The 25,381-nt window shown below is 64.7% G+C and carries 23 protein-coding genes; 14 read left to right on the top strand and 9 right to left on the bottom strand.

Translation table 11 applies throughout. The annotated features are described in order from the left end of the window. Nucleotides 1-56 precede the first annotated feature (56 nt). On the bottom strand, nt 57-1,262 hold the full coding sequence (locus tag ATY02_RS24910; RefSeq protein ID WP_068582963.1) for an MFS transporter: 1,206 nt from the start codon (nt 1,260-1,262) through the stop codon (nt 57-59). Nucleotides 1,263-1,375: 113 nt separating this feature from the next. On the opposite strand from ATY02_RS24910, the gene ATY02_RS24905 reads away from it, so the two are divergent. Beyond that, a complete protein-coding gene (locus ATY02_RS24905) occupies nt 1,376-2,275 on the top strand; it encodes a LysR family transcriptional regulator (protein ID WP_068582967.1) in 900 nt (299 codons plus the stop codon). 92 nt (nt 2,276-2,367) lie between these two features. Then, nucleotides 2,368-3,246, top strand: coding sequence for a DUF2242 domain-containing protein (locus ATY02_RS24900; RefSeq protein ID WP_068582970.1), 879 nt, complete (start codon nt 2,368-2,370; stop codon nt 3,244-3,246). Nucleotides 3,247-3,619: 373 nt separating this feature from the next. Here ATY02_RS24900 and ATY02_RS24895 read toward each other — a convergent pair whose 3' ends face one another. Continuing rightward, complete coding sequence (locus ATY02_RS24895) at nt 3,620-4,660, bottom strand: AraC family transcriptional regulator (RefSeq protein ID WP_068582973.1); 1,041 nt, start codon at nt 4,658-4,660, stop codon at nt 3,620-3,622. A 4-nt stretch (nt 4,661-4,664) separates the two neighbouring features. Next, entirely contained in the window at nt 4,665-5,783 is a 1,119-nt protein-coding gene (locus tag ATY02_RS24890; protein ID WP_068582977.1) for a carbon-nitrogen hydrolase family protein, read from the bottom strand. 210 nt (nt 5,784-5,993) lie between these two features. Between ATY02_RS24890 and ATY02_RS24885 the strand changes: the two genes are divergently transcribed. Both ATY02_RS24885 and ATY02_RS24880 read left to right on the top strand, forming a co-directional pair. Further along, nucleotides 5,994-8,033 (top strand): FAD-dependent oxidoreductase, encoded by a 2,040-nt coding sequence (locus ATY02_RS24885; RefSeq protein WP_068582980.1) that lies wholly within the window; start codon nt 5,994-5,996, stop codon nt 8,031-8,033. 295 nt (nt 8,034-8,328) lie between these two features. After that, the gene (locus ATY02_RS24880; RefSeq protein WP_068582984.1) at nt 8,329-9,258 is read left to right on the top strand and encodes a 1-aminocyclopropane-1-carboxylate deaminase/D-cysteine desulfhydrase; all 930 of its coding nucleotides are present in this window, start codon (nt 8,329-8,331) and stop codon (nt 9,256-9,258) included. On the opposite strand, the gene ATY02_RS24875 is transcribed toward ATY02_RS24880, so the two are convergent. The 3 genes from ATY02_RS24875 to ATY02_RS24865 all read right to left on the bottom strand — a co-directional run bounded on the left by ATY02_RS24875 (nt 9,249) and on the right by ATY02_RS24865 (nt 12,014). Beyond that, nucleotides 9,249-9,803, bottom strand: a complete 555-nt coding sequence (locus tag ATY02_RS24875) for a cytochrome b (protein ID WP_068582987.1) — start codon at nt 9,801-9,803, stop codon at nt 9,249-9,251. The genes ATY02_RS24880 and ATY02_RS24875 overlap by 10 nt on opposite strands. Nucleotides 9,804-9,996: 193 nt before the next feature. Then, nucleotides 9,997-10,824, bottom strand: a complete 828-nt coding sequence (gene phnX, locus ATY02_RS24870; protein ID WP_068582989.1) for a phosphonoacetaldehyde hydrolase — start codon at nt 10,822-10,824, stop codon at nt 9,997-9,999. An 80-nt stretch (nt 10,825-10,904) separates the two neighbouring features. Beyond that, complete coding sequence (locus ATY02_RS24865; protein WP_068582992.1) at nt 10,905-12,014, bottom strand: 2-aminoethylphosphonate--pyruvate transaminase; 1,110 nt, start codon at nt 12,012-12,014, stop codon at nt 10,905-10,907. A 110-nt stretch (nt 12,015-12,124) separates the two neighbouring features. Between ATY02_RS24865 and ATY02_RS24860 the strand changes: the two genes are divergently transcribed. Further along, complete coding sequence (locus tag ATY02_RS24860) at nt 12,125-12,991, top strand: LysR substrate-binding domain-containing protein (protein ID WP_068582995.1); 867 nt, start codon at nt 12,125-12,127, stop codon at nt 12,989-12,991. Nucleotides 12,992-13,090: 99 nt separating this feature from the next. On the opposite strand, the gene ATY02_RS24855 is transcribed toward ATY02_RS24860, so the two are convergent. After that, nucleotides 13,091-13,972 (bottom strand): LysR substrate-binding domain-containing protein, encoded by an 882-nt coding sequence (locus tag ATY02_RS24855; protein ID WP_068582998.1) that lies wholly within the window; start codon nt 13,970-13,972, stop codon nt 13,091-13,093. Nucleotides 13,973-14,258: 286 nt separating this feature from the next. Here ATY02_RS24855 and ATY02_RS24850 point away from each other — a divergent pair, with 286 nt between their 5' ends. After that, the gene (locus tag ATY02_RS24850) at nt 14,259-15,578 is read left to right on the top strand and encodes an MFS transporter (protein ID WP_068583002.1); all 1,320 of its coding nucleotides are present in this window, start codon (nt 14,259-14,261) and stop codon (nt 15,576-15,578) included. A gap of 158 nt (nt 15,579-15,736) precedes the next feature. Continuing rightward, a complete protein-coding gene (locus tag ATY02_RS24845) occupies nt 15,737-16,441 on the top strand; it encodes a YebC/PmpR family DNA-binding transcriptional regulator (protein WP_068583007.1) in 705 nt (234 codons plus the stop codon). Nucleotides 16,442-16,512: 71 nt separating this feature from the next. Here ATY02_RS24845 and ATY02_RS24840 read toward each other — a convergent pair whose 3' ends face one another. Both ATY02_RS24840 and ATY02_RS24835 read right to left on the bottom strand, forming a co-directional pair. Beyond that, nucleotides 16,513-17,826 (bottom strand): leucine-rich repeat-containing protein kinase family protein, encoded by a 1,314-nt coding sequence (locus ATY02_RS24840; RefSeq protein ID WP_068583010.1) that lies wholly within the window; start codon nt 17,824-17,826, stop codon nt 16,513-16,515. 381 nt (nt 17,827-18,207) lie between these two features. Then, complete coding sequence (locus ATY02_RS24835) at nt 18,208-18,822, bottom strand: hypothetical protein (protein ID WP_068583014.1); 615 nt, start codon at nt 18,820-18,822, stop codon at nt 18,208-18,210. Nucleotides 18,823-19,248: 426 nt separating this feature from the next. Here ATY02_RS24835 and ATY02_RS24830 point away from each other — a divergent pair, with 426 nt between their 5' ends. From ATY02_RS24830 to ATY02_RS24800, 7 genes are all read left to right on the top strand, one after another. Continuing rightward, nucleotides 19,249-19,749: a spore coat U domain-containing protein gene (locus ATY02_RS24830; RefSeq protein WP_164487335.1), complete on the top strand. Its 501-nt coding sequence runs from the start codon at nt 19,249-19,251 to the stop codon at nt 19,747-19,749. Between the two features lie 105 nt (nt 19,750-19,854). Beyond that, nucleotides 19,855-20,388 carry a spore coat U domain-containing protein gene (locus ATY02_RS24825; RefSeq protein WP_068583048.1) on the top strand — a complete coding sequence of 178 codons (534 nt, stop codon included), beginning with the start codon at nt 19,855-19,857 and terminating at the stop codon, nt 20,386-20,388. Nucleotides 20,389-20,408: 20 nt separating this feature from the next. Beyond that, a complete protein-coding gene (locus ATY02_RS24820) occupies nt 20,409-20,945 on the top strand; it encodes a spore coat U domain-containing protein (RefSeq protein ID WP_068583020.1) in 537 nt (178 codons plus the stop codon). 75 nt (nt 20,946-21,020) lie between these two features. Beyond that, a complete protein-coding gene (locus tag ATY02_RS24815; RefSeq protein WP_068583051.1) occupies nt 21,021-21,557 on the top strand; it encodes a spore coat U domain-containing protein in 537 nt (178 codons plus the stop codon). A gap of 4 nt (nt 21,558-21,561) precedes the next feature. Beyond that, entirely contained in the window at nt 21,562-22,062 is a 501-nt protein-coding gene (locus ATY02_RS24810; protein WP_068583023.1) for a spore coat U domain-containing protein, read from the top strand. Nucleotides 22,063-22,108: 46 nt separating this feature from the next. Continuing rightward, nucleotides 22,109-22,900, top strand: coding sequence for a molecular chaperone (locus tag ATY02_RS24805; RefSeq protein WP_068583026.1), 792 nt, complete (start codon nt 22,109-22,111; stop codon nt 22,898-22,900). A gap of 116 nt (nt 22,901-23,016) precedes the next feature. Then, nucleotides 23,017-25,374 carry a fimbria/pilus outer membrane usher protein gene (locus ATY02_RS24800; protein ID WP_068582594.1) on the top strand — a complete coding sequence of 786 codons (2,358 nt, stop codon included), beginning with the start codon at nt 23,017-23,019 and terminating at the stop codon, nt 25,372-25,374. Nucleotides 25,375-25,381: the final 7 nt, after the last annotated feature.

Below are 25,381 nucleotides of genomic sequence, written 5' to 3'. Positions count from 1 at the left end.
CCCGGCCTAAAAGCCGGGGTCTTTTTTTTGCGGGGATGATCCCTATCCATGAGCGGTTAGCGGTAAGCCGCAAACCCTTGTCGCTTGGCGCTAATCGCTACCAGCAGGGCCATCAGCAACAGGCCGCCGATCACCCAGGGAAAGCTGGTCACCCCCGGTCCCTGGAGCAGCATTGCGCCGCCCAGGCCGCCCCCGGCGATCGCCAGGTTCCACAAGGTCACCAGCATCGATTGCGCGGCGTCGGCATGTTCACCAGCAGATTTGGCCAGCGCGGTCTGCAACAGGGTGGGAATACCTCCGAACGAAAGCCCCCAGATCACCGTCGCGGCATAGATCGTCGTCGGTCCCTGGGGCAGCAGCCCCAGTAGCAGGGTCGAGGCGATGAACAGCAGGCAACTGACCAGCACCAGTGCCCTTAGCCAGCGATCGATCAGCAAGCCGATCGCCCAGATACTCAGCAGGGCGGCCAGGCCGAACACCAGGAGCACACGTTCGATCTGTCCGCCAAGGCCGGCGGGTTCAAGAAAGGGCGCAATGTAGGTGTAGAGAATGTTGTGGCCCAACACATAGGTGAAGGTGACGAACAACACCGGCCTGACGCCCGGCAATGCCAGGACTCGGCGCAGGGGAAGGCGTTTCTGGGGGCGTAGCCCCGGGAAGTCCGGCACCTGCCGGAGTACCCAGAGGACCAACCCCAGGGTCAGTAGCGTCATGATGGCGAAACTCATGCGCCAACCCACCATGTTGCCGAGCAAGGTCCCCGCCGGAATACCGATGGACAACGCGACAGGCGCACCGAGCATGGCCATGGCGATCGCCCGTCCCTGCAAGTGAGGCGCCACCATGCGACTGGCGTAGCCGGCGAGCAGGGCCCAGAGCAAACCGGCGAAGACCCCAGCGCAGAAGCGGGCGACCAGGGTCAGGCTGTAGTCGCTGGAAAGAGCGGTGATGCTGTTGACGATGGCGAACCCGCCAATGGCGATCAGCAACAGGGGGCGCCGTCGCCAACTTTGAGTCAGGGTCACCAGGGGAATTGCCGCCAGCAGCGAACCCAGGGCATACAGGGTGACCAGTTGCCCGATCAGGGGCGGCGAGACCTCAAGACCCTGGCTCATTTGTGGCAGTAATCCGGCCGGCATGGCTTCGGTCAATAGGGTGATGAAGCCTGCACTCGCCAGGGCCAGAAGGCCGCCGACGGGAAGGCGTTCAGAGGTTTCGGTGACAGGGGGCAGCAGCTCGCAGGCATCGATTGGGCGATTCATGGAAGGCTCTATGGTGGAAAGGGAGATACAGGGTAGGGCGCTGTCCATGAGGGAAAAATAGGCTAAGGTTCCGAACTTATCGGACATCCAGGTCCTTAATTCCGGAGTCGACAATGGATTGGTTGGGCAGTATCCCGGTGTTCATGCAGGTGGCGGAGACTCGCAGCTTCACCGAGGCCGGGCGCCTCCTGGGGGTGTCGTCCTCGGCCGTGGGCAAAAGTATTGCGCGCTTGGAGGAGCGGCTGGAAACCCGCCTCTTTCATCGCACCACCCGCAGTATCAGCCTTACCGCCGAAGGGGCGGGGCTCCTTGAGCGTTGCCGCCGGATTGCCGCCGAGGTCGAGCTGGCGCAATTCCAGTTATGCGATTCGGCCAGTGCCCCCGTGGGCAAACTGCGGATCAGCGCGCCCCAGGCCCATAGCCTGTTGATGCCGGTGCTGGCGGAGTTCATGTTGCGCTACCCGCAGATCGAGCTGGATGTCGACCTGTCCGACCGCATGGTGGACGTAGTGGAAGAGGGCTTCGATCTGGTGGTACGCACCGGCAACCCCAAGGATTCACGCTTGTTGGCCCGGCAGGTGGGACGTTTTCGCATGGTGCTGGTGGGCAGCCCCGGCTACTTCCAGGCCCGCGGGTTGCCCCAGTCGCCCCAGGAGCTGCATGAGCACGCCTGCCTGCGGCACATCTTCCATCACACCGGTAAGCTTGAGGCCTGGCCATTCAAGCCTCGGCTCCACCAGCCTGAACCGCTGTTGCCGACTCGCTTGACCAGCAGCTCCACCGAAGCACTGGAGCAAGCAGCCCGCAGCGGCCTGGGCATTGCCTGCTTGCCGGACTTCATGGTGCGTTCCGCCATCGAGCGCCAAGAGCTGCAGGTGGTACTCGACGAATACCTGGAATTCAACGGCACCTTCTGGTTGCTGTGGCCGTCGAGCCGGCATGCCGCTGCGAAGCTGCGAGTGCTGATCGAACATTTGAGCGAACGACTTTTTCCGGTAAACAGTGGTCAGTAACCTTGCGTGAGATCAACGCCATCAATTAGCCGAACTGCGCGATGCTGATCTGTAGCACAATACGCGCCGAAGCGTTTTCCTCAGGATTCTCGATGTTTAGATCATTTCACCTGCGCTCGGCCGCCGGGGTATTGCTGTTGTCCGCGGTCGCCGGTTGTTCATCGCACAAGACGGCCATCTACGAGCATGAAAGCTTCGACGATTCGGGTACGTTCTCGCGCAACTATGCGGTCAGCGAGACGGCATCCTGTGAAGCTGCGCGGCGCGCACTGCTGAGCCAGGGCTACATCATCACCAGCAATGATCCGAAGCTGGTCAGTGGTCACAAGAGCTTCCAGCAGACCGGCGAGACCCACCTGGAAATCAGCTTCAACATTGTCTGCGCCAAGGACGGGACCGGCGGTCGTCGCTCGACGGTGTTCGCCAACGCCCTGCAGGACCGCTATGCCCTGAAGAAGCTGAACAACTCGGCGAGTCTCGGGGTCGGGGTCCTGGGGTCGGTATCGATGCCGATCGGCTCCACCGACGATTCGATGGTCAAGGTGGCCAGCGAGACGGTGTCGTCCGCCAAGTTCTATGAGCGCTACTTTGCCCTGTTGGAATTGTTCCTGCCCGAGGAAACCAAGGCTGCCACCCATGTCGAGGACAAGCCCAAGGCCGATCTCGGGGTCCCTGAGAACAAGCCGGACAGCCAGGCCCAGCCCCCGGCCAAGGCAGAGCCCCAGCCTGCACCTGCTCCGCTGGCGTTGCCTTTGCCGGCCCCAAGTACCCCGGTGACCCCGGTTGCCGAGCCTGAGCCGAGCATGTCGCAGCCCGTGGTGCCCCCGGTGCAGGCGGCTCCGATAGTTCCGGTTCCGGCAAGCGAGCCAACGCCGGCAAGCGATGTGCTCGCTCCAGCGCCCGTCATTACCCCCCCTCCCGCCAGTACGCTGCCACCGCCCTCCGAGCCGATCCAGGCATTGCCGCGCTGAGGCGCCACGGCGATGGCGGTCCACCGCCATCGCAGCTTCCGGTCGCCCGGGCCTGGCTTTTCCAGCAGATACGTCCTTTGTCGACAGCGTCGCCGCTTGCCGCTCAAGCGGGCGATGGCGGCTGCCCGCTAAATTTTTCATGGGTCGTTACGTTTCAATGACAGAAATCTTGACCTAGGGGGTAGTATTTTTCCTGTCATCCCGGCAACTTATGCTGACCCTGGCGGCTAACGAGCGCAGGTCCATTCAATCAACGGAAAAGGAGTCTCCATGGACGATTACCAAGAAGAGCTGCTGGAGTATCAAGCTTTCGAGCTGGATCCTCTGGAACCCGCAGACGATGCCACCGAGCTGTAAGGCCGGTGGCTTTTTTTTAGCCGAACTGCCGGTGGCTGCGACGAAACTCCCCGGGAGTCTGGTTGCTCCAGCGCTTGAAGGCCCGCTGGAATGCCTCGGCCGAGGCAAAGCCCAACAGATAGGCAATCTCGCCGAACGCCAGTTCGGTATCGCGTATGTAAGTCATGGCCAGGTCGCGCCGGGTGTCATTGAGAATCGCCCGGAACTGCGTGCCTTCTTCCGCCAGTTTGCGGCGTAAGGTCCAGGTCGGCAGTTTCAAGCGTGCGGCCACTTCTTCCAGGTCCGGTTCCCGGCCACCACTGAGCAACGGTCCCAGCAACTGAGTGATGCGCTCGCGCAGGCTGCGAGTTCGAGTCAGTTGTTCCAGTTCCCTTTCGCACAATTGCAGCAGATGGCGCCAAGTGCTCGGGCAGTGCTCGGGGTTGCGCAGGACCAGGCTGGCCCGGTCCAGGCGCAGCTGGTTGCATTCGGCGCCAAAGTGCACCGCAGTAGGGCCGAGCAGGGCATAGTCCTGGTGGTAGTCGGGCTGCTCGAACTCGATGTCGATCCTTTGCGCATGCACCGTTTGCCCGGCCAGGCTGGACAACTGTTGCAGCCAGCCGGACATGATCGAATCCACCACGAAACGGTTATAGGCGTTGTACGGGCTGATGGAGTAGAAACGCAGCCAGGCTCCGTCGGCATCCTCGCAGAAACTCGATTGGCCGCGATAGTTGGACCCGTACAGGGCTTCGAAGCGGGTCAGGCAACGCGCCGCTTCGCGTACGGTCGGGGCCTGGGCGGCGGTGACACCGGCCAGGCCGGCCTGGCTCAGGCGGCTCAGGCGCCCCATGCGCAGGCCCAGGGCCGGATCGCCGGTGAGCTGGATCGCTCCGTGGCCCAGGCGCATGTAGCGGGGGATCGACAAGCGCGCCCCGGCTTCGGCCAGCCGCGCATTGTCCAGGCCGTATTGCTCCAGCAGAGGCACCGGGTCCAGGTCGTGGCTGCGAATGGCATCGGCCAGGCTGTGGACAAACCCCACCGACAGGTCGCCCAGGCGCATCGGCGTGTTTCGCATGGCGCTACAACCACAGGTTCAGCAGGCGGGCACCGCGGCTGCCGTCGTCGGCAAAGATCTGGCCCGCGTTGCTGAGAAAGCTCTGGCCACTGGTCCCCAGGTCCCAGAACTGGCCGCGCATGAACACGCTTGCACCATGGCCGGCCAGGCTCTGTGGCGCCCGGCTGGTGAGGGTCAGATGATGCCAGGCAGCACCTTCGCTGGTCCCCGGCGCCATGGCTCCCAGCGCTGCACTATTGTCGCTGCGCCAAGGCTGTTCCCAGCGGCCCTTGCCCATGATGAAAGCCGGCACCGCTATCAGCTGTGCCTGTTGTTCGTCGAGCTTGCGGTAGTTGTCGGGGTACCAGCTGTCACTGCCGATCAGCACCCCGAGGCGCCCGGCAGGCGTATCGAAAGTTTCTATCGACTCACGCACATCGCCGTGGATATAACCGCTTTCGGAGGCCGTGGGATGGATCTGGCGTTGCGGCTGGCCAATGGGCAGGCCGTCGCTGCCGAACACCAGGGTGCTGTTGTACAGGGCACCGCTGCCGATCTGCAGGCTGCCCTGGTTGACGCTGGGATCGGGCAAGACAATCGAGCCGGCCACCAGGGTGACCTGGAACTCCTTGGCCAGGCCACCGAACAACAGCTGGTAGTCCTTGGCCATTTTCTTCGCCTTCATGCGCAGGTGCGCATCGTCGACGCGACTATCGCCCTTGGCACCAATCAAGGCCTTGAGAAACGGCAGCGGGTTGCTCACCGCCAGCCAGTTCATGGCTTCCTTCAAGGTGGTGGCCTGGTACAACTCGTTCTTCTCGCCACTGACCATCAGCCAGGTGCCGATATGTTCCGGCAGCACCACCACGGTCTTGGCATTGACCAGGCCACGCTCGCGGGCCTGTTGCAGGTAAGCCGCGAGCTTGCGGTGCAGGCGTTCGATGTCCTGGTAGTCGGTGGGAAACAGCTCCGGCTGGATCGCCAGCAGGTTGCCGCGTTCGCTGGGTACGCCTTGGTCCACCGCCAGCTCGATACGCAGGTCCGACAGGTAATGGGCTCCCGGGCGATCGCGGGTCCACACGCCGTAGCTGGTGAGGCCCGCGATCAGCGCCAGGGCGAAGGTGATGTAGAGAAGTTTGCGCATGGGAAAACAGTTGGCAACCGTGTGCAGGATTCGTCGACTAGGGTAGGGCGGCAGCCGGCGCTTGCCAAGGGCTGCTGTACGTTTGGATCAATAACTTGTCAGTTACGGTCATTGAGCCTACAGCCGGTGTGCTTTTAGTCTGTGCCGCACTACCGACGGAAGCCGCAGAGCTTTCGCACCTACCGTGATAGCCCGATCTGGAGTGACGCCATGGCTGCTGCCCCGTACCCGCATTTGCTGGCCCCCCTCGACCTGGGGTTCACCACCCTGCGCAACCGGACCCTGATGGGCTCCATGCACACTGGCCTGGAAGAAAAGCCGGGCGGCTTCGAGCGCATGGCGGCGTATTTTGCCGAGCGCGCCCGTGGCGGCGTGGGTCTGATGGTCACCGGCGGCATCGGCCCCAACGATGAGGGCGGGGTGTATTCCGGGGCCGCCAAGCTGACCACCGAGGAAGAGGCGCAGAAGCACCTGATCGTCACCCGCGCGGTGCACGAGGCCGGTGGCAAGATCTGCATGCAGATCCTGCACGCCGGGCGCTATGCCTACAGCCCCAAGCAGGTCGCGCCCAGCGCTATCCAGGCGCCGATCAACCCGTTCAAGCCCAAGGAGCTGGACGAGGAAGGCATCGAGAAGCAGATCCGCGACTTCGTCACCTGCTCGACCCTGGCCCAGAAGGCCGAGTACGACGGGGTCGAGATCATGGGGTCCGAGGGTTACTTCATCAACCAGTTCCTCGCCGCCCATACCAACCACCGTACCGACCGCTGGGGCGGCAGCTATGAGAACCGCATGCGCCTGCCGCTGGAGATCGTGCGTCGGGTGCGCGAAGCGGTAGGGCCGAACTTCATCATCATCTTCCGCCTGTCGATGCTCGACCTGGTGGAAGGCGGCAGCACCTGGGAAGAGATCGTGCAGTTGGCCCAGGCCATCGAGAAGGCCGGCGCCACCATCATCAACACCGGTATCGGCTGGCACGAAGCGCGCATCCCGACCATCGCCACCAAGGTGCCGCGCGCTGCGTTCAGCAAGGTCACGGCCAAGCTGCGGGGTTCGGTGGGCATCCCGTTGATCACCACCAACCGCATCAATACCCCGGAAGTGGCGGAGCAGATCCTGGCCGAGGGCGATGCCGACATGGTGTCCATGGCCCGGCCGTTCCTGGCCGATCCGGACTTCGTCAACAAGGCCGCCGCCGGCCGTGCCGACGAGATCAATACCTGCATCGGCTGCAACCAGGCGTGCCTGGACCACACCTTCGGCGGCAAGCTGACCAGCTGCCTGGTCAACCCCCGCGCCTGCCACGAAACCGAGCTCAACTACCTGCCGGTCCAGCAGATCAAGAAGATCGCCGTGGTCGGTGCCGGCCCGGCCGGTTTGTCCGCCGCCACCGTGGCCGCCGAGCGTGGGCACCAGGTGACCCTGTTCGATTCGGCCAGTGAGATCGGTGGCCAGTTCAATATCGCCAAGCGCGTGCCGGGCAAGGAAGAGTTCTACGAGACCCTGCGCTACTTCAAGCGCAAGCTGCAGACCAGCCACGTCGAGCTGTGCCTGGATACCCGGGTGGATGTCGAGCAACTGGTGGCCGGCGGTTTCGATGAAATCATCCTCGCCACCGGTATCGCGCCACGGGTGCCGGCGATTCCCGGGGTGGAGCACGCCAAGGTCCTGAGCTACCTGGACGTGCTGCTCGAGCGCAAGCCGGTGGGGCAGAAGGTCGCGGTGATCGGTGCTGGCGGCATCGGCTTCGACGTCTCCGAGTTCCTCGTGCACCAGGGCGTGGCTACCAGCCAGGATCGCGAGGCGTTCTGGAAGGAGTGGGGCATCGACACCCACTTGCAGGCTCGCGGTGGCATCGCCGGGATCAAGGCCGAACCCCATGCTCCGGCGCGCCAGGTGTTCCTGCTGCAGCGCAAGAAGAGCAAGGTCGGCGACGGCCTGGGCAAGACCACCGGCTGGATCCATCGCACTGGCTTGAAGAACAAGCAGGTGCAGATGCTCAACAGCGTCGAGTACCTGAAGATCGACGATGCCGGCCTGCATATCCGCATCGGCGAAGCGGGTGAGCCCCAGGTCCTGCCGGTGGACAACGTGGTGATCTGCGCCGGCCAGGACCCGCTGCGCGAACTGCACGATGGCCTGGTGGCCGCGGGGCAGAACGTGCACCTGATCGGTGGCGCCGATGTGGCGGCCGAGCTGGATGCCAAGCGCGCCATCAACCAGGGTTCGCGCCTGGCTGCCGAACTCTGATCCCTCCGGCCTCGGCAGCGGCCCTGTAGCCGCTGCCGAAGGCTGCGCCTGCCCCGCAGGGGCCCGACGATCTTCCATTCCAGCACCTTCCCGTTGGCCTCTGACGGCCGCGACTCCTTACCTGCCCCGCAGGGGCACGGCAATCCTCGACCCCTGCACCTGCATCTCGCCCCTGAAGGCCCTGCGGTCCTTTGCGCAGCCTTCGGCAGCGGCTACACGAAGCCTGTCTCGTTGGGGCCAGCGATCTTGTCCAGGGTTGCTAGAATGCGCCTTCCTGTCTGCCGAGTTGCCCGCGATGTCCCTTGCCGAGTCCTTCGATCGTTTGCCCCAGGCGCCGCTACAGCGACTGGAGCTGGATTGGCTGCACCAGGCCGGGGTCGAGGTGGCGGTACTGCGCCTGGACCTGATCGACCCGCTGATCAGCGGCAACAAGTGGTTCAAGCTCAACCACCACCTGCAGGCAGCGAGCCGCCAGGGTGCGCAGGGCATCATCAGCCTCGGCGGCGCCCATTCCAATCACCTGCATGCCCTGGCCGCTGCCGGCCAGCGTTTCGCCTTCGCCACGGCCGGGTTGTTGCGCGGGCAGCGCCAGGACACCCCGACCGTGCTCGATCTGGAGCGCTTCGGCATGCAGTTGCACTGGCTTGGCTACGGCGGCTACCGGGCGCGCCACCAACCGGGCTTCTGGACACCCTGGCAGGCCCAGTACCCCGACCTGTACCCGGTACCCGAGGGCGGCGGCGGCCTGGCCGGTGCATTGGGCTGCGTGCCGCTGCTGGAGCAGGTGCGCTCGCAACTGCCGGCCCTGGGCTGGAGCGATTATCACGGTTGGTGGCTGGCCGCCGGTACGGGTACCACGCTGGCCGGGCTGGTCCTGGCCGAGGCCGGTGCGCACCCGGTGCATGGTGCCCTGGCGGTGCCGATGGACCACGGAGTGCCACAGCAAGTCGCCGGTATCCTGGGGGAAGCGGGCAGGGCGCTCGAAGGTTATGCCTTGCTGGACGCCAGCCGTGGCGGTTTCGCCAAGGTGGACCGGGAGCTGGAGGCGTTCATCGAGCAGACCGAAAAGGCCAGCGGCTTACCGCTGGAGCCGTTGTACACCGGCAAGGCCCTGCTGGCCCTTTACGAGCAGGTCCGGGCCGGGCGCTTCGCACCGGGTTGTCGGTTGATCTTCGTCCACACCGGAGGGTTGCAGGGACGCCGCGGGTTTACCGGTCAGGCCTGACCGCGCTGGCGCCACATCCGCTGCAGGGTGTTGTCGCGCATCACATAGTGGTGATAGAGCCCGGCCAGGGCATGCAGGCCGATCAGCCAGTAGCCCAGGGTGCCCAGCAACTCGTGCCAGCCCTGGAGCTGTTTGGCCAGGGCCTTGTCCTCGTGCAGCAGCAACGGCAGGTCCAGGCCGTAGAACATCACCTGGTGCCCCTTGGCACTGGTGGTCAGCCAGCCCAGCAGCGGCATGGCGATCATGAACAGGTACAGCGCCCAGTGCATCAGCGTCGCCAGCAGCCTCTGCCATGACGGCGGCGTGGGCTCGATCCGTGGTGCCACGCCCTGGGCCCGGGCGAACAGCCGCAGCCAGACGAGCAGGAATACGGTCAGGCCGAGCATGAAGTGAGCCTCGGTGATCAAGGTGCGACCGCCGCTGCCCTTGGGGAAGATGCCGCGAAATTCGATACAGGCGTAGACCACGGCCAACAGCACCAGCATCAGCCAGTGCAGGGCGATCGTCATGGTGCTATAGCGCGCCTCGGTGTTTTTCCACGGCATACGGGATTCCTCGGTCATCAGGTCTGAAGCCTCCGTTCTTGAGCGACGGAGTGCTTTAACTGTAAGCCGGTTTTTTTAGGTTTGCCTGGCGTACCGGGGGCTTTCGTCGCTTGGACGGTGGTTCTGGCCTCAAGTCGATGAAAAAAACGGCGACGGGTGAAAGTCGCCGTTCTGTCGTTCGTGATCGATGGGCTTATTGTCCCTGGGGCATTTCTCCCCGGGCCAGGCGCTGGTTGATATCGGCGATCACCTGGGGCAGGTCGGCGATGGTGTCGATCATGTAGTGCGGGCGCGATGGCTCGAACAGCTTGTGGATACGCTGGCGCTCGCTGGCCAGGGTATCGCTGGCCAGTGCCCGGTAGCCCTCGTAGGTCAGGCCCAGGGCGTTGCCCGAGCAGGTCAGGGCCACGGTCCACATCCCGGCGCGGCGGCCTTCGAGAATCCCCGGCACGGTGTCGTCGATCTTCACACACGCGGCGACATCGTCGATACCCAGGGCGATCACGTTGGCCAGGGCCTGGGCGGGCCAGGGGCGGCCGTTGGGCACTTCGTCGGTGGCCACCACGTGGTCGGCGACATAGCCGTTGGTCGCGGCCAGAGCCACCACCCGATCCATCACCATCTTCGGATAACCGGAGCAGGAACCGATCTTGATGCCTTGCTCACGCAGCTTGGCAATGACCTCCAGGGCCCCGGGGATCAGGGCCGAGTGCTCGGCGATCTTCTCGATCTGCAACGGCATGAAGCGCTCGTAGATGGCGGTGACGTCGGCATCGGTCGGGGTGCGGCCGAAGACCTTGCGATAGCGCTCAGCCACTTGCGGCAGGTCGCACAGGGTGCGGATATGGTCCCACTTGCCCATGCCCATCGGGCCGCGGGCTTCTTCGATGGAGACCTGGACATCGAACTCGGCGAAGGCCTCGACGAAGATCTGGGTCGGGGCGAAGGAGCCGAAATCGACCACGGTGCCGGCCCAGTCGAGGATCGCGGCTTGCAGCTGGTTGGGGTTGGTGTAGTTCATCGTTCAAGGACCTGTACAAGAGGCGAGGACGCTCGCCGAATGGGTTCGGGCCGTGCCCGGCGGGCACGGTGTCGGGGCGATCAGATATCCAGCACTTCCATTTCCCGCAGCACCTGGGCCACGGCGTCCACTGCCGATTGCATGCCCGCAGGCCCCACCACGCCGATGCAGCCGACGCGGAAGGTTTCCACCTGGGTCAGCTTGCCCGGATAGAGAATGAAACCCTTGGCCTTGACGCGTTCGTAGAAGTCCTTGAACTGGTAGCGCGGATCACGCGGGGCATGGAAGGTGACGATGATCGGCGCCTGGATCTGGCTGGGCAGGAAACTGCGCAGGCCGAGCTTGGCCATGCCTTCGAGCAGGGTCCGGCAGTTGTCGGCGTAGCGTTGGTGACGTGCCGGCAGGCCACCTTCTTCGTTGTATTGCACCAGGGCTTCGTGCAGGGCCGCGACCACATGGGTCGGTGGGGTGAAGCGCCACTGGCCGGTCTTGGTCATATAGGCCTGTTGGTCGTGCAGATCCATGGCCAGGGAGTGGCAGTTGCCTTCGGCGCCGGCCAGGGCGTGTTTCTCGGCGAAGACGAAGCCCATGCCCGGAACGCCTTCCAGGCACTTGCCGGAAGCGGCGATCAGGGCCTCGAACGGCACTTGGGCAGCATCGATCGGCAGGGCGCCGAAGGAGCTCATGGCGTCGATGATCAGGCGCTTGCCGTGGCGGGCGACCACCTGGGCGATTTCCGGCAGAGGGTTGAGGATGCCGGTGCTGGTTTCGCAGTGGATCAGTGCCACGTGGCTGATGGCGTTGTCGGCGGCCAGCAGGCGATCGACGTCGGCGGCGGTGGTCGGTTGGTCTTCGGCGGTCTCGAAGGTGCTGTAGGCGCGGCCCAGGACCTTGCAGATCTTCGCCAGGCGCTGGCCGTAGGCGCCATTGATCAGCACCAGGACCTTGCCATCGCGGGGCACCAGGGTGCCGATGGCGGCTTCCACGGCGAAGGTGCCGCTGCCTTGGAGGGGGACACAGTGATGGGTGGCCTGGCCGTTGACGATGGCCAGCAGTTGCTCGCACAGGCTGGCGGTCAGCTGGTTGAAGTCGCGATCCCAGGAGCCCCAGTCCACCAGCATCGCCCGACGAGTACGGGCGGAAGTGGTCAGGGGGCCGGGGGTAAGCAGGATTGGCTCGGCGATGCTCATGCTGTGTCCTCGAAGATGATGGGAGCAAGCTACGGCGACTAAATTGCAATTTGCCTTATCATCAATCAAATTGTTTGTTGTTATGCCTGCCATAAGTGAGGCCGATAGATATGAATTTGTTCCAACTGCGTGCGTTCGATGCCGTGGCCCGTGAAGGCAGCTTCACCCGGGCCGCCGCACGCCTGTTCATCAGCCAGCCGGCGGTCACCGGGCACGTCAAGGCCCTGGAGGAGCACTACCAGATCACCCTCCTGCGACGTACCGCCCGGCGGGTGGAGCTGACCGAGGAGGGCACCAAGCTGGCGGCCATCACCCGGGCGATGTTCGGCCTCGCCGAAGAAGCCCAGGCCATGCTCGAGGCCAATCGCCAGTTGTTGACCGGGCGCCTGGAAGTGGCGGCGGACGGCCCGCACGTGGTCATGCCGATGCTGGCCCGCCTGCGCGAGCGTTATCCGGGGGTGACCGTCAACCTGCGCCTGGGCAACGCCCAGGAGACCCTGGCCGCGTTGCTCTCGGAGCATGCCGATGTGGCGGTGCTGACCGAGGTCGAGGAGCGCAAGGGCCTGCACCTGCACAGCCTCGGGCAGTCGCGGATGTGCGCCCTGGTGCCCCAGGGCCATGAGTGGCTGGAGCTGGCCGAAGGCATCGCCATCGAGCAACTGGACCAGGTGATCATGGTGCTGCGCGAACCCAGCTCCATCACCCGCCGCACCTTCGACGGGGCGTGCACCCTGGCCAAGGTGCAGCCCCGGGTGCTGCTGGAACTGGACAGTCGCGAGGCGGTGACCGAGGCGGTGGCGGCGCACCTGGGGGTCGGGATCGTCAGCTCGCAGGAAGTGGGCCACGACCCACGGGTGCGGGTGGTACCGCTTCGTGGCGCGGGCCTGGTCAACCAGCACATGATCGGTTGCCTGGAGCGGCGCCGGGAACTGCGGCTGATCCAGGCCTTCCTCGGTCTCGCCCCGCAAGCCCTGTAGCCGCTGCCGCAGGCTGTGTACGGCTGTGTACGGCTGCGTAGCAGGCGCGGGGCAAGGTCCTGCGGACCTTCGCGCAGCCTCACCGTGGCTCGACAGCGGCTACAGGGAGGACGGTTGGCTGTCGAGCACCAGGTCGAGGAAGGTGGCGACGATCCGTCGCGAGCGCTGTTCGCGCAGGCACACCAGGGTTTCGGTCATGCGCTGCTGGCAGTCGACGATAGGCAGGGCGCAGATCCGCGAGTCGGCACCGAATTCCGCCGCCGACACCACGCCCACGCCGATACCCGCCACCACCGCTTCGCGCGCCGCTTCCCGGCCCTCGACCTGGATCGCCGGGCGGATCCGCAGCCCGGCACGGTGCATTTCCGCCTCCACGATCTGGCGTGTCACCGAGCCGGTTTCCCGCAGCACCATGGGCGTATCGTCGAGGTCGGCCAGGCAGATGGACTGGCGCTCGGCCCAGGGATGATTGCGCGAGACGAACGCCACCATCGGGTCATTGCACAGGGTCAGCGACCACAGTCGCTCATCGTCCACCTCGCGTCCCAGCAGGGCCAGGTCGGCCTGGTAGCTGAACAGGCGCAGCAGGGATTCGTCGGTGTTGCCGGTCTCGATGCGCACGTTGATCCCCGGATACAACTGGCAGAAGCGGGCGACCTGCGCCAGCACGTGCACTGGCGCATCCACCGCCAGCACCAGGCTGCCGGTCTGCAAGGCCTGGGAGTCCTGCAACAGCTCCTTGGCCTCGACTTCGGCGACGAACAGGCGCTGGGTGATGGCCAGTAATCGCTGCCCGAGGTCGGTGAGCTGCACCGAGCGCTTGTTGCGATGAAACAGTAGGACGCCGAAACGCTCCTCCAGCTTGCGCACTTGGTCGGAGATGGCCGGTTGGGTCAGGTACAGGCGTTCGGCGGCCCGGGTGAAGCTGCCGTGCACGGCCACGGCATGGAAGGCTTTCAACTGTGCATGGGAAACCGACATGGCGAGGGCCTCTTACAAGCTGGGCTTATATTTGAAATACGATAAATCGATTTCATTTATTAATTGCTAATTGCTTCCATCTTTCAAGGCCCGGTGACCGGTCGGTCGACCGCCATCGGGTCCTGGGGCCTGTGCGTGCGCTCGCAACCTCCCGCCCGGGAGCGCAACAGGCCCCGTCTGACCGGCAGCGCCCGCCACAAGGGCCTTGCCGCCGTGCTCAACAACAAAAAACACAGGCGTTTGCTTTGCATCCTGCCGGCACACTCACCCTGAGGTCAGAATCACGATGAACAAGCAGATCGGCACCATCAAACGTTGGCGCGTGCAGATTTTCGCCATCACCTGGATCGCCTACGCGGCGTTCTATTTCACCCGCAAAGCCTTTTCCGTCGCCAAGCTGGGGATCGCCGACGATCCCGACTTCACCCTCGACAAGATGGCCATGGCCAACCTCGATGCCATCTACCTGGCGGCCTACGCCGTGGGGCAGTTCACCTGGGGCATGTTCGCCGACCGCTTCGGCCCGCGGGTGGTGGTACTGGGCGGCCTGCTGATTTCCGCCATCGCGGCGCTGGTCATGGGCAGTTTCGCCACCTTGCCGGTGTTCGCCACCTGCATGCTGGTCCAGGGGCTGGCGCAATCCACCGGCTGGTCGGGGTTGTGCAAGAACATCGGGAGTTTCTTTCCCGCCGAGCAACGGGGACGGGTCCTGGGGCTGTGGAGTTCGTGCTACGCCTTTGGCGGCCTGGTGGCCTCGCCCTTTGCCGGTTGGTGGGCCTACACCCTGGTGGGGACCTGGCATGCGGCGTTCATCTCCAGCGCCGCGGTGGTGGGTGTGACCGCATTGCTGTTCTTCATCTTCCAGCGCAATACCCCGCAGGACGTGGGCCTCCCGGCGGTTGAGGAGGAGCCCGCGGCCCAGGAACCTGCCCAGGGTTGCCGCCTTGGGGTTTGGGCGCCGTTGCGGGCGATCTTGCGCAACCGCACGGTGCTGGTGCTGGGGCTGGCCTACTTCCTGCTCAAGCCGGCGCGCTACGCGATCCTGCTATGGGGGCCGGTGATCGTCTACGAGCAGATGCCCTCGGTGGGCAAGGTCGGCGCGGCGATAGTGCCCACGGCCTTCGAGCTGGCCGGCTTGCTTGGGCCGATCATGATCGGCCTGGCCTCGGACAAGCTGTTCGGCGCCCGGCGCATGCCGGCCTGTGTCCTCAGTTTGCTGGCCCTGACCCTGAGCCTGGGACTGTTCATGGGTGCGCTGCATAGCGGCAGCGTGGCGCTGGTGGTGGCGCTGCTGTTCGTCATGGGCCTGACCCTGTACGGACCGGACTCGATGATCAGCGGCGCGGCAGCCATCGATTTCGGCGCGGCCGGGGCCGGGGCCACGGCGGCCGGTTTCGTCAACGGTTGCGGTTCGGTGGGGGCGATCCTCGGCGGCCTGTTGCCGGGCTACTTCGATACGGTGACGGTGTTCCTGCTGTTCGCCGGCTGCGCCCTGGTGGCGGCGCTGTTGCTGGTGCCATTCTGGAACAGCCGGCCCACTGGGAGTGAGCCAGAGCCTGTGGCGGTCCCTGGCGAGCGCCTGTTGGCCAAGCCCCTGCGTTCCTGAGGCGTCCTGCCCTGCTGAGCGCCTGGCCCGATTGCCGCGAGCCCGGGCCAGGCGACGGGTTACTGACTTTTTGGTCGATCAGGGCCCAGAGGACGTATAAACTTGCGCCTCGCGTCGGCCAAATCCAACTCGACGCCATAGATCAAAGAGAGTGAGTAATGGGCGCACAGTGGAAGGTTAAACACAAAGAAGCAGCAGCCAATGCCAAGGGCAAGATCTTCGGCAAGCTGGTGAAGGAGATCACCATCGCTGCACGCAACGGCGCTGATGTAGCCACCAACGCCCACCTGCGGTTGGTGGTCGAGCAAGCGAAAAAGGCCTCGATGCCTCGCGAAACCCTGGAGCGTGCGATCAAGAAAGGCTCGGGCCAGCTGGGCGAGACCGTGCAGTACCACCGCGTGACCTACGAAGGTTTCGCCCCGCACCAGGTGCCGCTGATCGTCGAGTGCGTGACCGATAACGTCAACCGCACCGTAGCGGAAATCCGCGTGGCCTTCCGCAAGGGCCAGCTGGGCGCTTCGGGTTCGGTGTCCTGGGATTTCAACCACGTGGGCATGATCGAAGCCTCGCCGGACACCCCGGATGCCGATCCGGAGCTGGCGGCCATCGAGGCCGGCGCCCAGGATTTCGAGCCGGGCGAAGAGGGCGCGACCCTGTTCCTGACCGAGCCTGCGGACCTGGACGCCGTACAGAAGGCCCTGCCGGAGCAAGGCTTCACCGTGCTGTCGGCCAAGCTGGGCTACCAGCCGAAGAACCCGGTCAGTGGCCTGAGCGATGAGCAGATGGCCGAAGTCGAGGCGTTCCTCGAAGGCCTGGATAACCACGACGACGTCCAGGATATGTTCGTCGGCCTGGCTGGCTAAGCCGCGCCGCACGGTTCGTTCGCCGGCCAGTGGGCTCCCGCAAGGGGGCCTGCTGGCCGGCGAAGTCGTTTCTAGAGGTTGTCCAACTCGCGGATCACCTGCTCGAAAGCCGGGCGCGCCAGGACGTGCGGTTGCTGGCAACGTTGCACCAGTTCCCGCAGGCCCTGGTGCTGCGCCGGGGCCAGCGAGCCATCCTGGCGATCGAGCAATTCCTCCAGCAAGATGCCGAAGGCCCGTACTTCCAGGCGTTGCAGGGCCTGGCTCTGGGGTGTGTCGTCCTGGGTGTGGAAGGAGGCCGCGCCAAAGTCCCCGAGCAGGCAGTCGCCCTGGGCATCGAACAAGGTGTTGTGGCCATACAGGTCGCCGTGGGTAATGCCCTGGGCGTGCAGATGGGCACCGACCGAGGCGATGCCCCTGGCCATGCGCAGGATGACCGTGGCGTTGTAGCGGACGCCTTCCGGGTAGACGTCCCGGGAGCAGGAGTCCAGGCTCGGCAGCGCGGCGAGGTTGGCATAGCTGGGGTCGATCAGCTGCATCACCAGGCCGTCCTGGCCCTGGGGGTGGCCGGTGATGCGGCCCTCGACCCGGATCAGGTTGGGGTGCAGCCCGGCGCTGATGCAGGCATGCATTTCGTGTAGCGGTGAGCCGTCGCTGGTCATCTGGCCCTTGTACAGCTTGACCGCCACGGCCCGTGGCGGCTGGCCGGGAGCCTGCCACTGCGCTTGGTGGATCACCCCGGAAGCGCCTTCGCCCAGGCGCTGTGCCAGCACCAGTTGCTCCCAGGGAATGCTGGGTGTGGATGCCAGGGCTGCGGCATCGACCTGGGATTCCAGTGGGTTGCCGGCATAGGCCAGCCAGGTCAGGCTCGGCAAGGCCAGCAGGAACGGCGGCAGTTCGGTCAGGCGGTTGGCGGCGATCCGCAGCAGCTCCAGGCGCTGGCACTGCTCCAGGCTTTGCGGTAGCGCGCTCAGGCGGTTGCCGGACAGCATGAGTTTTTGCAGCAGCGGGCGCCGCCCCAGTTCGTCCGGCAGTTCCTCGATGCGGTTGTCGGTGAGGATCAGCCAGCGCAGCTGGGGCGGCAGGGCGGCGGCCGGAACCCGTTCGATGCGGTTGGCCTTGAAGCCGATCATGCTCAGGTGTGCACAACGGCCCAGGCACTGGGGCAGTTCGCTGAACAGGTTGTCCGAGCAGAACAGGATGCGCAGGTGGGGCAGCCGGTGCAGGTCGTCGGGCAGGCTGCGCAGGGCGTTGCCGCTGAGATTGAGGATCTCCAGGGAGTCGGCGAGATCGAAGATCTCCCGGGGGAACTCAGTCAGGCCACAGGACAGGTCCAGGCGCTTGATGCCGGCCAGCTGGCCGGCCCGCAGTTGGGCAAGGGTATCCATGAACAGCGTCAACACTCGAAAGCAGGAGAAGGGCGGGCAGGATAAAGGAGATCGGCGGTTTTTGCTGCCTGGGCGGTTTTGCGCCGACGGGCCAGGGGGCACTAGGTTTTCAGGAGCCTGAAGTTCAGAGCGGTTCGCCCCTGTTGGCTGGGGCAATCGGCAGTCAGGGTGAGGTCGATCCTGCGGCCGCTGCGGTCCGCCTGGAAGGTCCTGTCATCGGGCGCAAGGGGCGGGTCCCCGGCCTTTGCTCCAGGGCTGTCCAGCTCTGCGAGACTGTGCGCATGAATGGCCGGGCTCACGTCAAACGCCGACAGCACCTGCGGCTGGCCATCTTGAATGGCGCACTAACGCGCTTCTGCCAGAGGGACGATCTGTTCCCCGTCAAATGCTTGCATCGTGCAGTGCTTTAGCCAGTTGGCGAAATGCCGAGGGATGCCTGGGATTCCTGGCGCCATCCCGCATCGATTCCAGGCTGTGATGTTCAAGGGTCATTTTCACCGCCTTGGTGGAGGTTCTGCCCAGCGGGTTGCTCAGGTCGAGGTCGCTCTCCAGTGTCGCTATCAGGTAGGCGCCCTGGTGGCTCCACTGGTTGAAACGCATTACGTGCCGGTCATCGAGAATCACGGCGCCTTCTTTCTTGTCGCCCGAAAAATAAAACGCCAGTTGCGAAGGGGGCGTGTTGTCCCGTGCCGCGAGGCGTTTCCTGTACTTGAGCATGGACGTCAGGCGGGCCCCGGGAGACAGGTTGAAGCCACTGCCGACCAGCTGACGATCGCGGAAGTAGCACTTGAACCCCACCTCCAGTGTTCGCTGGTGATGGCGTGTCGCGCAGTTTTTTTCATACAGGTGGAAGTCCCGGGGATCACCCACTCGTTCATAGCCTTTTGCCGCAAGTTCAGCGGCAGAGAAACGCTCCAGGCCAAACAGCGATGAATGCTTGAGCGTTGCATCCTGCAGGTGCAGGCAGACCAGTTCGGTAACGGTGATGGATCTCATGGGGCTACTCGGTCGAGTGGATGTTTGGGGCCGACGTCCTGCAACTGGCCAGGGCCCAGGATGTAGTCCAGGTTCCGGGCCTTGTGGTGAAAGTGATCCTGGGTCGACCCGGCGTGTGCTGCCGTTTGCCGGTCGGGCCAGGTAGAACGCCAGCGCCTTGGGATCGATACAGGTGTTGGCGGTAAAGCGGCCAATGGCGATGACTCTGGTGGTTCCGGGGTGCCCACCTTAAAAGCACCGCAGCCAATTGGCCAATGGAAATCCAGTCGTCTGGCGATCTCGAAAAGGCAGGGCCGTGGCTGCGCGCGTGCCCTGGGGCAAATTGGTACGCAACTGGCGGTTTTGGCCCGGGTTGCTAACCTCATGGCAGCTAATGCTTCTCATCAGGGAATCGAGGCCTTGAATGGATGTAAGGGTTTGGCAGTCATGAGCGCATTGCTCGGCGTAACGGCAGGAGCCGCTGACTTGCAGGTGCAAGTCAGGGTCGATGTGGCGCGTGGCTGCCAGTTGGTGGGGCAACAGCGCGACGCCGGGGTGGCCCAGCTCGGCACCCTGGACTTCGGTATCACCGCACGGCTGGATGATTCCCGCGGCCCATTGGGCGCGGCGCTGGGTGGCAGTCGCCAGCCACGCCTGGAGTGCAATCCCGATACCCCCTACCAGATGCGCATCGATGGCGGCCTGCACGGTGGCGTCGGTGAAGTGCGCTACCTGGCTGGCGATGATTCTTCCGGCAAGCCGATCCCTTACCGTCTCTACCAGGACCCGGCGCGACGTATCCCGTTGCCGGTCAATGTCCCGGTCAGCGGCCGGGTGCCGGATTCCGGCACGGTGGACCTGCCCCTGTACGGGCGTATCGAGCCCTTGGCCGAGATTCCCCGGGCCGGGGGCTATTCCGACGTATTGAAGGTGACCTTGACCTGGTAGGGCCAGGGTCGTTAACGCTGCCACGGGGGACCCGGGCAGAACAGGAAGAAGCCGTTGTGGCTGGGCGGCTCGGATGGGAGTCCTGATGGAACCGGGATGGGTGCAATGAAAGGCAAGACCTGGACGATCATCGCCCTGGGTTCGCTGTGCCTGGTGGTCGACGATGCGCAAGCGGCCATCAGTGGGCAGTTCCAGGCGCGCCTGGTGATCACCGCCAGTTGCCAGGTCAGTAGTGGTGGTTCCGCCACCCACCCCGTCACGGACCCGGGCATGCTCGACTTCGGCCAGCAGGGGCCGACCTGGGTCAACCCGATCAAGGCGAGCCTCACCAACAGTGCCGACGGCCAGTTGCAGGTGGCTTGCAATCCCTCTGTCACCGGCTTCACGGTGAGCATCAACGGCGGCCTCAATGGCGACGGTACGACCCGGCGCCTGAGCAATGGACGCCTGACCATCCCTTATCGATTGTTCGTCGATGCTTCCGGTAGCGACAGCTACAGCATCGGCCAGCAGCGCAATTTCGCAGTGAGCAGCGGCAGCCGGATCCCCATTCCGGTGTTCGGCTCTGTGGTCGCGAATACCCGCGCGGTTCCGGCAGGGGTCTACACCGACACCCTGACCATCACGCTGGATTGGTAAACCACGAGAGGACGTACACCATGCACGCGCTTGTATCCAGAATCGGTTGGCCATTGCTGGGCCTGCTCATGGCCTCCACGGCCAATGCAGCGACCACCGTCACCGGGCAGATCACCTCGACCCTGATCCTCACCAGCAGTTGCCAGGTCAACGGGGTGGGCGGTACCACCGGGTTGAATTTCGGCGCCCTGAACTTCGGTACCACCAACAGCCTGTTCACCACGGCCAGCGGCCAGGTGCTGGGGGGCGGGGGCGGCGCTTTGTCGATCCTGTGCTCGGCCGGCACCACGCCGAGCCTCACCGTGCAGGGGGGCAGCAACGACGGCAAGTCCACCGGCGGGACCCGGGCGCTGTACGACGGCGTGGCCAACTACGTGCCCTACGACCTGTACACCGATGCCGGGCATTCGCAGCTACTGGCGATCAACGGCGTGATCGCCCTGGCGCCGAGCACCGGCGTGGCGCAGACCGTGAACATCTATGGCCAGGCCGTGGGCAAGGCCGGGCTGCCGGCGGGTACCTATACCGACACGGTGTCCGTGCAATTGACCTTCTGATACCGGTATTCGGGGCGGGGCGATACCTGCTCTGATCTTCACGCTTGACGGAACAAGCCTCAGGGGTCGCACATGATGCACGCATTCGTATCCAGGCTGGGCCTGACATTGCTGGGCCTGATCCTGTTCAACCAGGCCCAGGCCGCCACCACCGTGACCGGGCAGATCAGCGCTTCGCTGATTCTCACCAGCAGTTGCCTGGTCAATGGAGTGGGCGGTACCACTGGCCTGAACTTCGGTGCCTTGAACTTCGGCACCACCAACAGCCTGTTCACCGAGGCGGATGCCCAGGTCTTGCAGGGCGGCGGCGGGGCCTTGTCGATCCAGTGCTCCAGCGGCACTTCACCGACCTTGAAGATTGCCGCCGGGATCAACGACGGTAAATCCACCGGCGGGACCCGGGCGCTGTACGACGGCGTGGCCAACTACGTGCCCTACGACCTGTACACCGACTCGGCCCATACCCAGCTGGTGGCGATCAATGGCGTGATCAACCTGGGCGCCAGCACTGGGGCAGCGCAGAGCGTCAACCTTTATGGCAAGGCCACAGGCAAGGCGGGACTGCCGGCGGGTACCTACACCGATACCGTTTCGGTCGTGTTGAGTTTCTGATGCGATGGCCCGCCATGGCGTTGCCGCATTGGCCCTGGCCGGCATCAGCGCCTTGTCCTGGCCGGTGTGGGCAGCGCTGAGCCAGAGCTTCCAGGTCAGCGCGAGCATCGTTGCCGGTTGCCTGGTGGTGGGGGGCGTCAGCAACTACGGCAGCCTGGCATTCGGTACACAGTCGGCGTTGTCCACCGCCACGGTGAACGTGGCCCTGACCGGTGGCGTGCAATTGCAGTGCACCCCGGGGGTGACCCTGAACATGACGGTGGATGGAGGCCAATACAACAACGGCGGGCGGAACATGCAGATCGCCAGCGGTACCGCCCGCGTGGCGTACAAGTTGTTTCGGGATGCGGCCTACAGCCAGAGCCTGGGGATCGGCCAGAGCGTGGCGGTGGCCTACAGCGATGCCAATAACATCAGCCTGCCGATCTATGGACAGGTGCAGTTGCCGGGCAATCAGCCTGGGGGGACGTACAGCGATGTGCTGCAGGTGCAGCTGTCGTGGTGATGGGGCGATTCAACGACCAGCCGGCAGGCGGACAAGGAGTAGCAGTATGCGTTTATCTGTACGGGGCCTGCGGGCCTGCAGTTACCTGATACTGGCCGGGCTGTTGTCCGGCGCCCCGGGAGCCTGGGCCGCCAGTTCGGTATTGATCTGGCCTATCGATCCGGTGCTGGAGGCGGACCAGCAGGCCAGCGCGTTGTGGCTGGAAAACCGTGGCAGCGAGACTGCCAACCTGCAGATCCGGGTCTTCGCCTGGAGCCAGAGTGATTTTGCCGATCAGTACCAGAACCAGCGCGATGTCATCGGTAGCCCGCCGGTGGCGAAGATCGAGCCCGGGCAGAAGCAACTGGTGCGCCTGACCCGGACCCGGGACATTGCGCCGGGGCAGGAACTGGCGTACCGGATCATCATCGACGAGATTCCTTCCCCCACGCCCGCCACTTCCCAGGAGGAGGCCAAGAGCGTGGCCGCCATCCGTTTCCAGATGCGTTATTCGGTGCCGCTGTTCGCCTATGGCGCGGGGCTGTGGAGCAAGGAGGATACGACCCGGGCCAGGGACCCTAAGAGCATCGGCGTGCCGAACCTGAGTTGGCGCAAGGTGAACGCCGAGGGCAAGACCTTCCTCGAAATGCGTAACCAGGGGGCTGTGCATGCGCGGCTGACGGATGTTGCCTTCAAGCAGGGCGGGCAGAGCCGTCCCCTGGCGCCGGGCCTGTTGGGCTACGTGTTGCCTGGGGCCGTGATGCGCTGGCCGTTGCCGGAGACCCTGGCGAGCGATGCGAACCTGCAATTGCGGATCAATGGTGCACCGCAGGTCCAGGACCTGCCGCCTTCACGCTGAGCGGTGGGCTGATCGCCGCCCGGATGCTGGCGGCAAGGGGGAGGTACGGACGGAGGCGCCCGCAGTAGCGCCTCCGCCCAGGGATGGAGATGTCCATAGATGGACTTGAACCCGCCATGAGCCAGGACTCGGCTCGTCGTTTCCGGTGCTGGAGTGGAGTGCTCGCAGGCCTGTGGGGCCTGGCACTGTCCGCGCCTCTGCAGGCCGGTGAGCTGCCCCCGCCACCGGCGAACATGGAGTCGATGGCCGATGCACAGTTGTTCCTGGAGCTGGTGATCAATCAGATGGACACAGGCAAGGTGGTGGCGGTGGAGCAGCGGGCGGGACGGTTGTACATGCAGGCCCAGGCCCTGCGGGAGACCGGCGTCAAGCTGCCACAGGCGCTGGATCGAGACGTCGATCTCGAAGCCCTGCCGGGCTTGCACAGCGACTATGACAGCCAGGGCCAGCGCTTGTTGCTGGACGTGCCGCCGGATTGGCTGCCAGAGCAACTCATCGGCAGTCGCCAGGTTTATCCGCGGACCCCGGCGCTGAGCAGTTTCGGCGCAGTGCTCAACTATGACCTGTACCTGAACGACACCGACGATGGCGGGACCTACCTGGCAGCGGGCAACGAGGTGCGGTTGTTCGACTCCTGGGGAACCTTGTCCAATACCGGGCAGTACCGGCGGACCCTGTCCGGGGCTCGCGACCTGTCCTTGAACAACGGCTATCGGCGCTATGACACCACCTGGCGCTTTTCCGATGACGAGCGCTTGCTCACCTACGAGGCCGGCGACGTGGTCAGCGGCGCCTTGCCCTGGAGCAGTTCGGTGCGCCTGGGTGGGGTGCAGGTGTCCCGGGACTTCGGCGTGCGCCCGGACCTGGTGACCTATCCCTTGCCACAGTTCGCCGGGGAGGCTGCGATACCGTCCTCGGTGGACTTGTTCATCAACGGCTACAAGTCCAGCAGCACCGAACTGCAACCTGGCCCCTATACCTTGACCAACATCCCCTTCATCAATGGCGCCGGCGAGGCCGTGGTGGTCACCACCGACGCCCTGGGGCGGCAGGTCTCCACCACGGTGCCGTTCTATGTCACCAGCACCCTGTTGCAGAAGGGCCTGACGGATTTCTCGGTGGCTGCCGGGACCTTGCGCCAGGACTACACGCTGCGGGACTTCAGCTATGGCCCGGGGGTGACCTCCGCCAGCCTGCGCTATGGCTTGAGCGACAGCCTGACCCTGGAAAGCCATGCCGAGGGCTCGCAGTCCCTGGCCCTGGGCGGGTTGGGGGGCAACCTGCGGCTGGGGCAGTTCGGCGTGCTCAACACCGCGCTCAGCCAGAGCCGCTTCGACGGCAGCGGTGGCCAGCAATTGAGCTTCGGCTACCAATACAACAGCCAGCGCTACAGCCTGGCCTACCAGCGCATGCAGCGCCGCGACCGATACGCCGACCTGACGGTGGTCGACAGGCCCTACACCAGCCTCAGCCAGCGCAGCGAACAACTGACCCTGAGCCTCAACCTGGAGCGCTTCGGCAGCCTGGGGGCGGGGTATTTCGATGTGCGCGCGGCAGACGCGACCCGCACCCGTTTGCTGAACCTGACCTGGAGCAAGCCGCTGTGGCACAACAGCAGTTTCTATCTGTCGGCCAACCGCGAAATCGGCAATAGCCAGTGGGCCATGCAGGCGCAATTGGTGATCCCGTTCGACCTGCACGGCAGCTTGAGCCTGAGTAACGAGCGCAGCAAGAATGGGGAGAATCGCCAGCGGGTCAACTTCAGCCGCTCGGTGCCGCTGGAGGGCGGCGTGGGCTACAACCTCGGTTATGCCACCGGCGATGGCCCGGACTATCGCCAGGCCGATGTCACCTGGCGCTTGCAGTCGGTGCGCCTGCAGGCCGGGGTCTATGGCACGCGTGAAGCCGAGACGCGCTGGGCCGATGCCAGTGGCTCGCTGGTGTGGATGGACCGCCAGGTGTTCGCCGCCAACCGTATCGACGACGCGTTCGTGGTGGTCAGCACCGGTGGCTACAAGGACATCCCGGTGCGCTATGAGAACCAACTGGTGGGCCAGACCGACCAGAACGGCCATCTGCTGGTGCCCTGGAGCAGCGCCTACTACCGCGGCAAGTACGAGATCGATCCGTTGAACCTGCCGAGCAATGTGCAGAGCCCGAATGTCGAGCAACGGGTCGCGGTACGCCGTGGCAGCGGCTATTTGCTGGAGTTTCCGCTGACCCGGGTGATCGCCGCCAGCATCGTCCTGGTGGATGCCCACCAGCAGGAACTGCCCCTGGGCAGTACCGTCACTCACCAGCCGAGTGGGGCGCGGGCGGTGGTGGGCTGGGATGGCCTGGTGTACCTGGAGAACCTCTCGGCGCATAACACCCTGGAGGTGGGCCTGGCGGACGGCAAGGGCTGCCAGGTGCAGTTCGATATCGATATGCAACAGCAGCAGGTGCCATTGATCGGCCCGCTGGTCTGTCAATGACTGTCGC

This window comes from Pseudomonas sp. BIOMIG1BAC (genome assembly GCF_001705995.2).
Classification (GTDB): Bacteria; Pseudomonadota; Gammaproteobacteria; order Pseudomonadales; family Pseudomonadaceae; genus Aquipseudomonas; species Aquipseudomonas sessilinigenes.
Note: the sequence above shows the minus strand (reverse complement) of the source record. Positions and strands in the feature narration are given on the sequence as shown.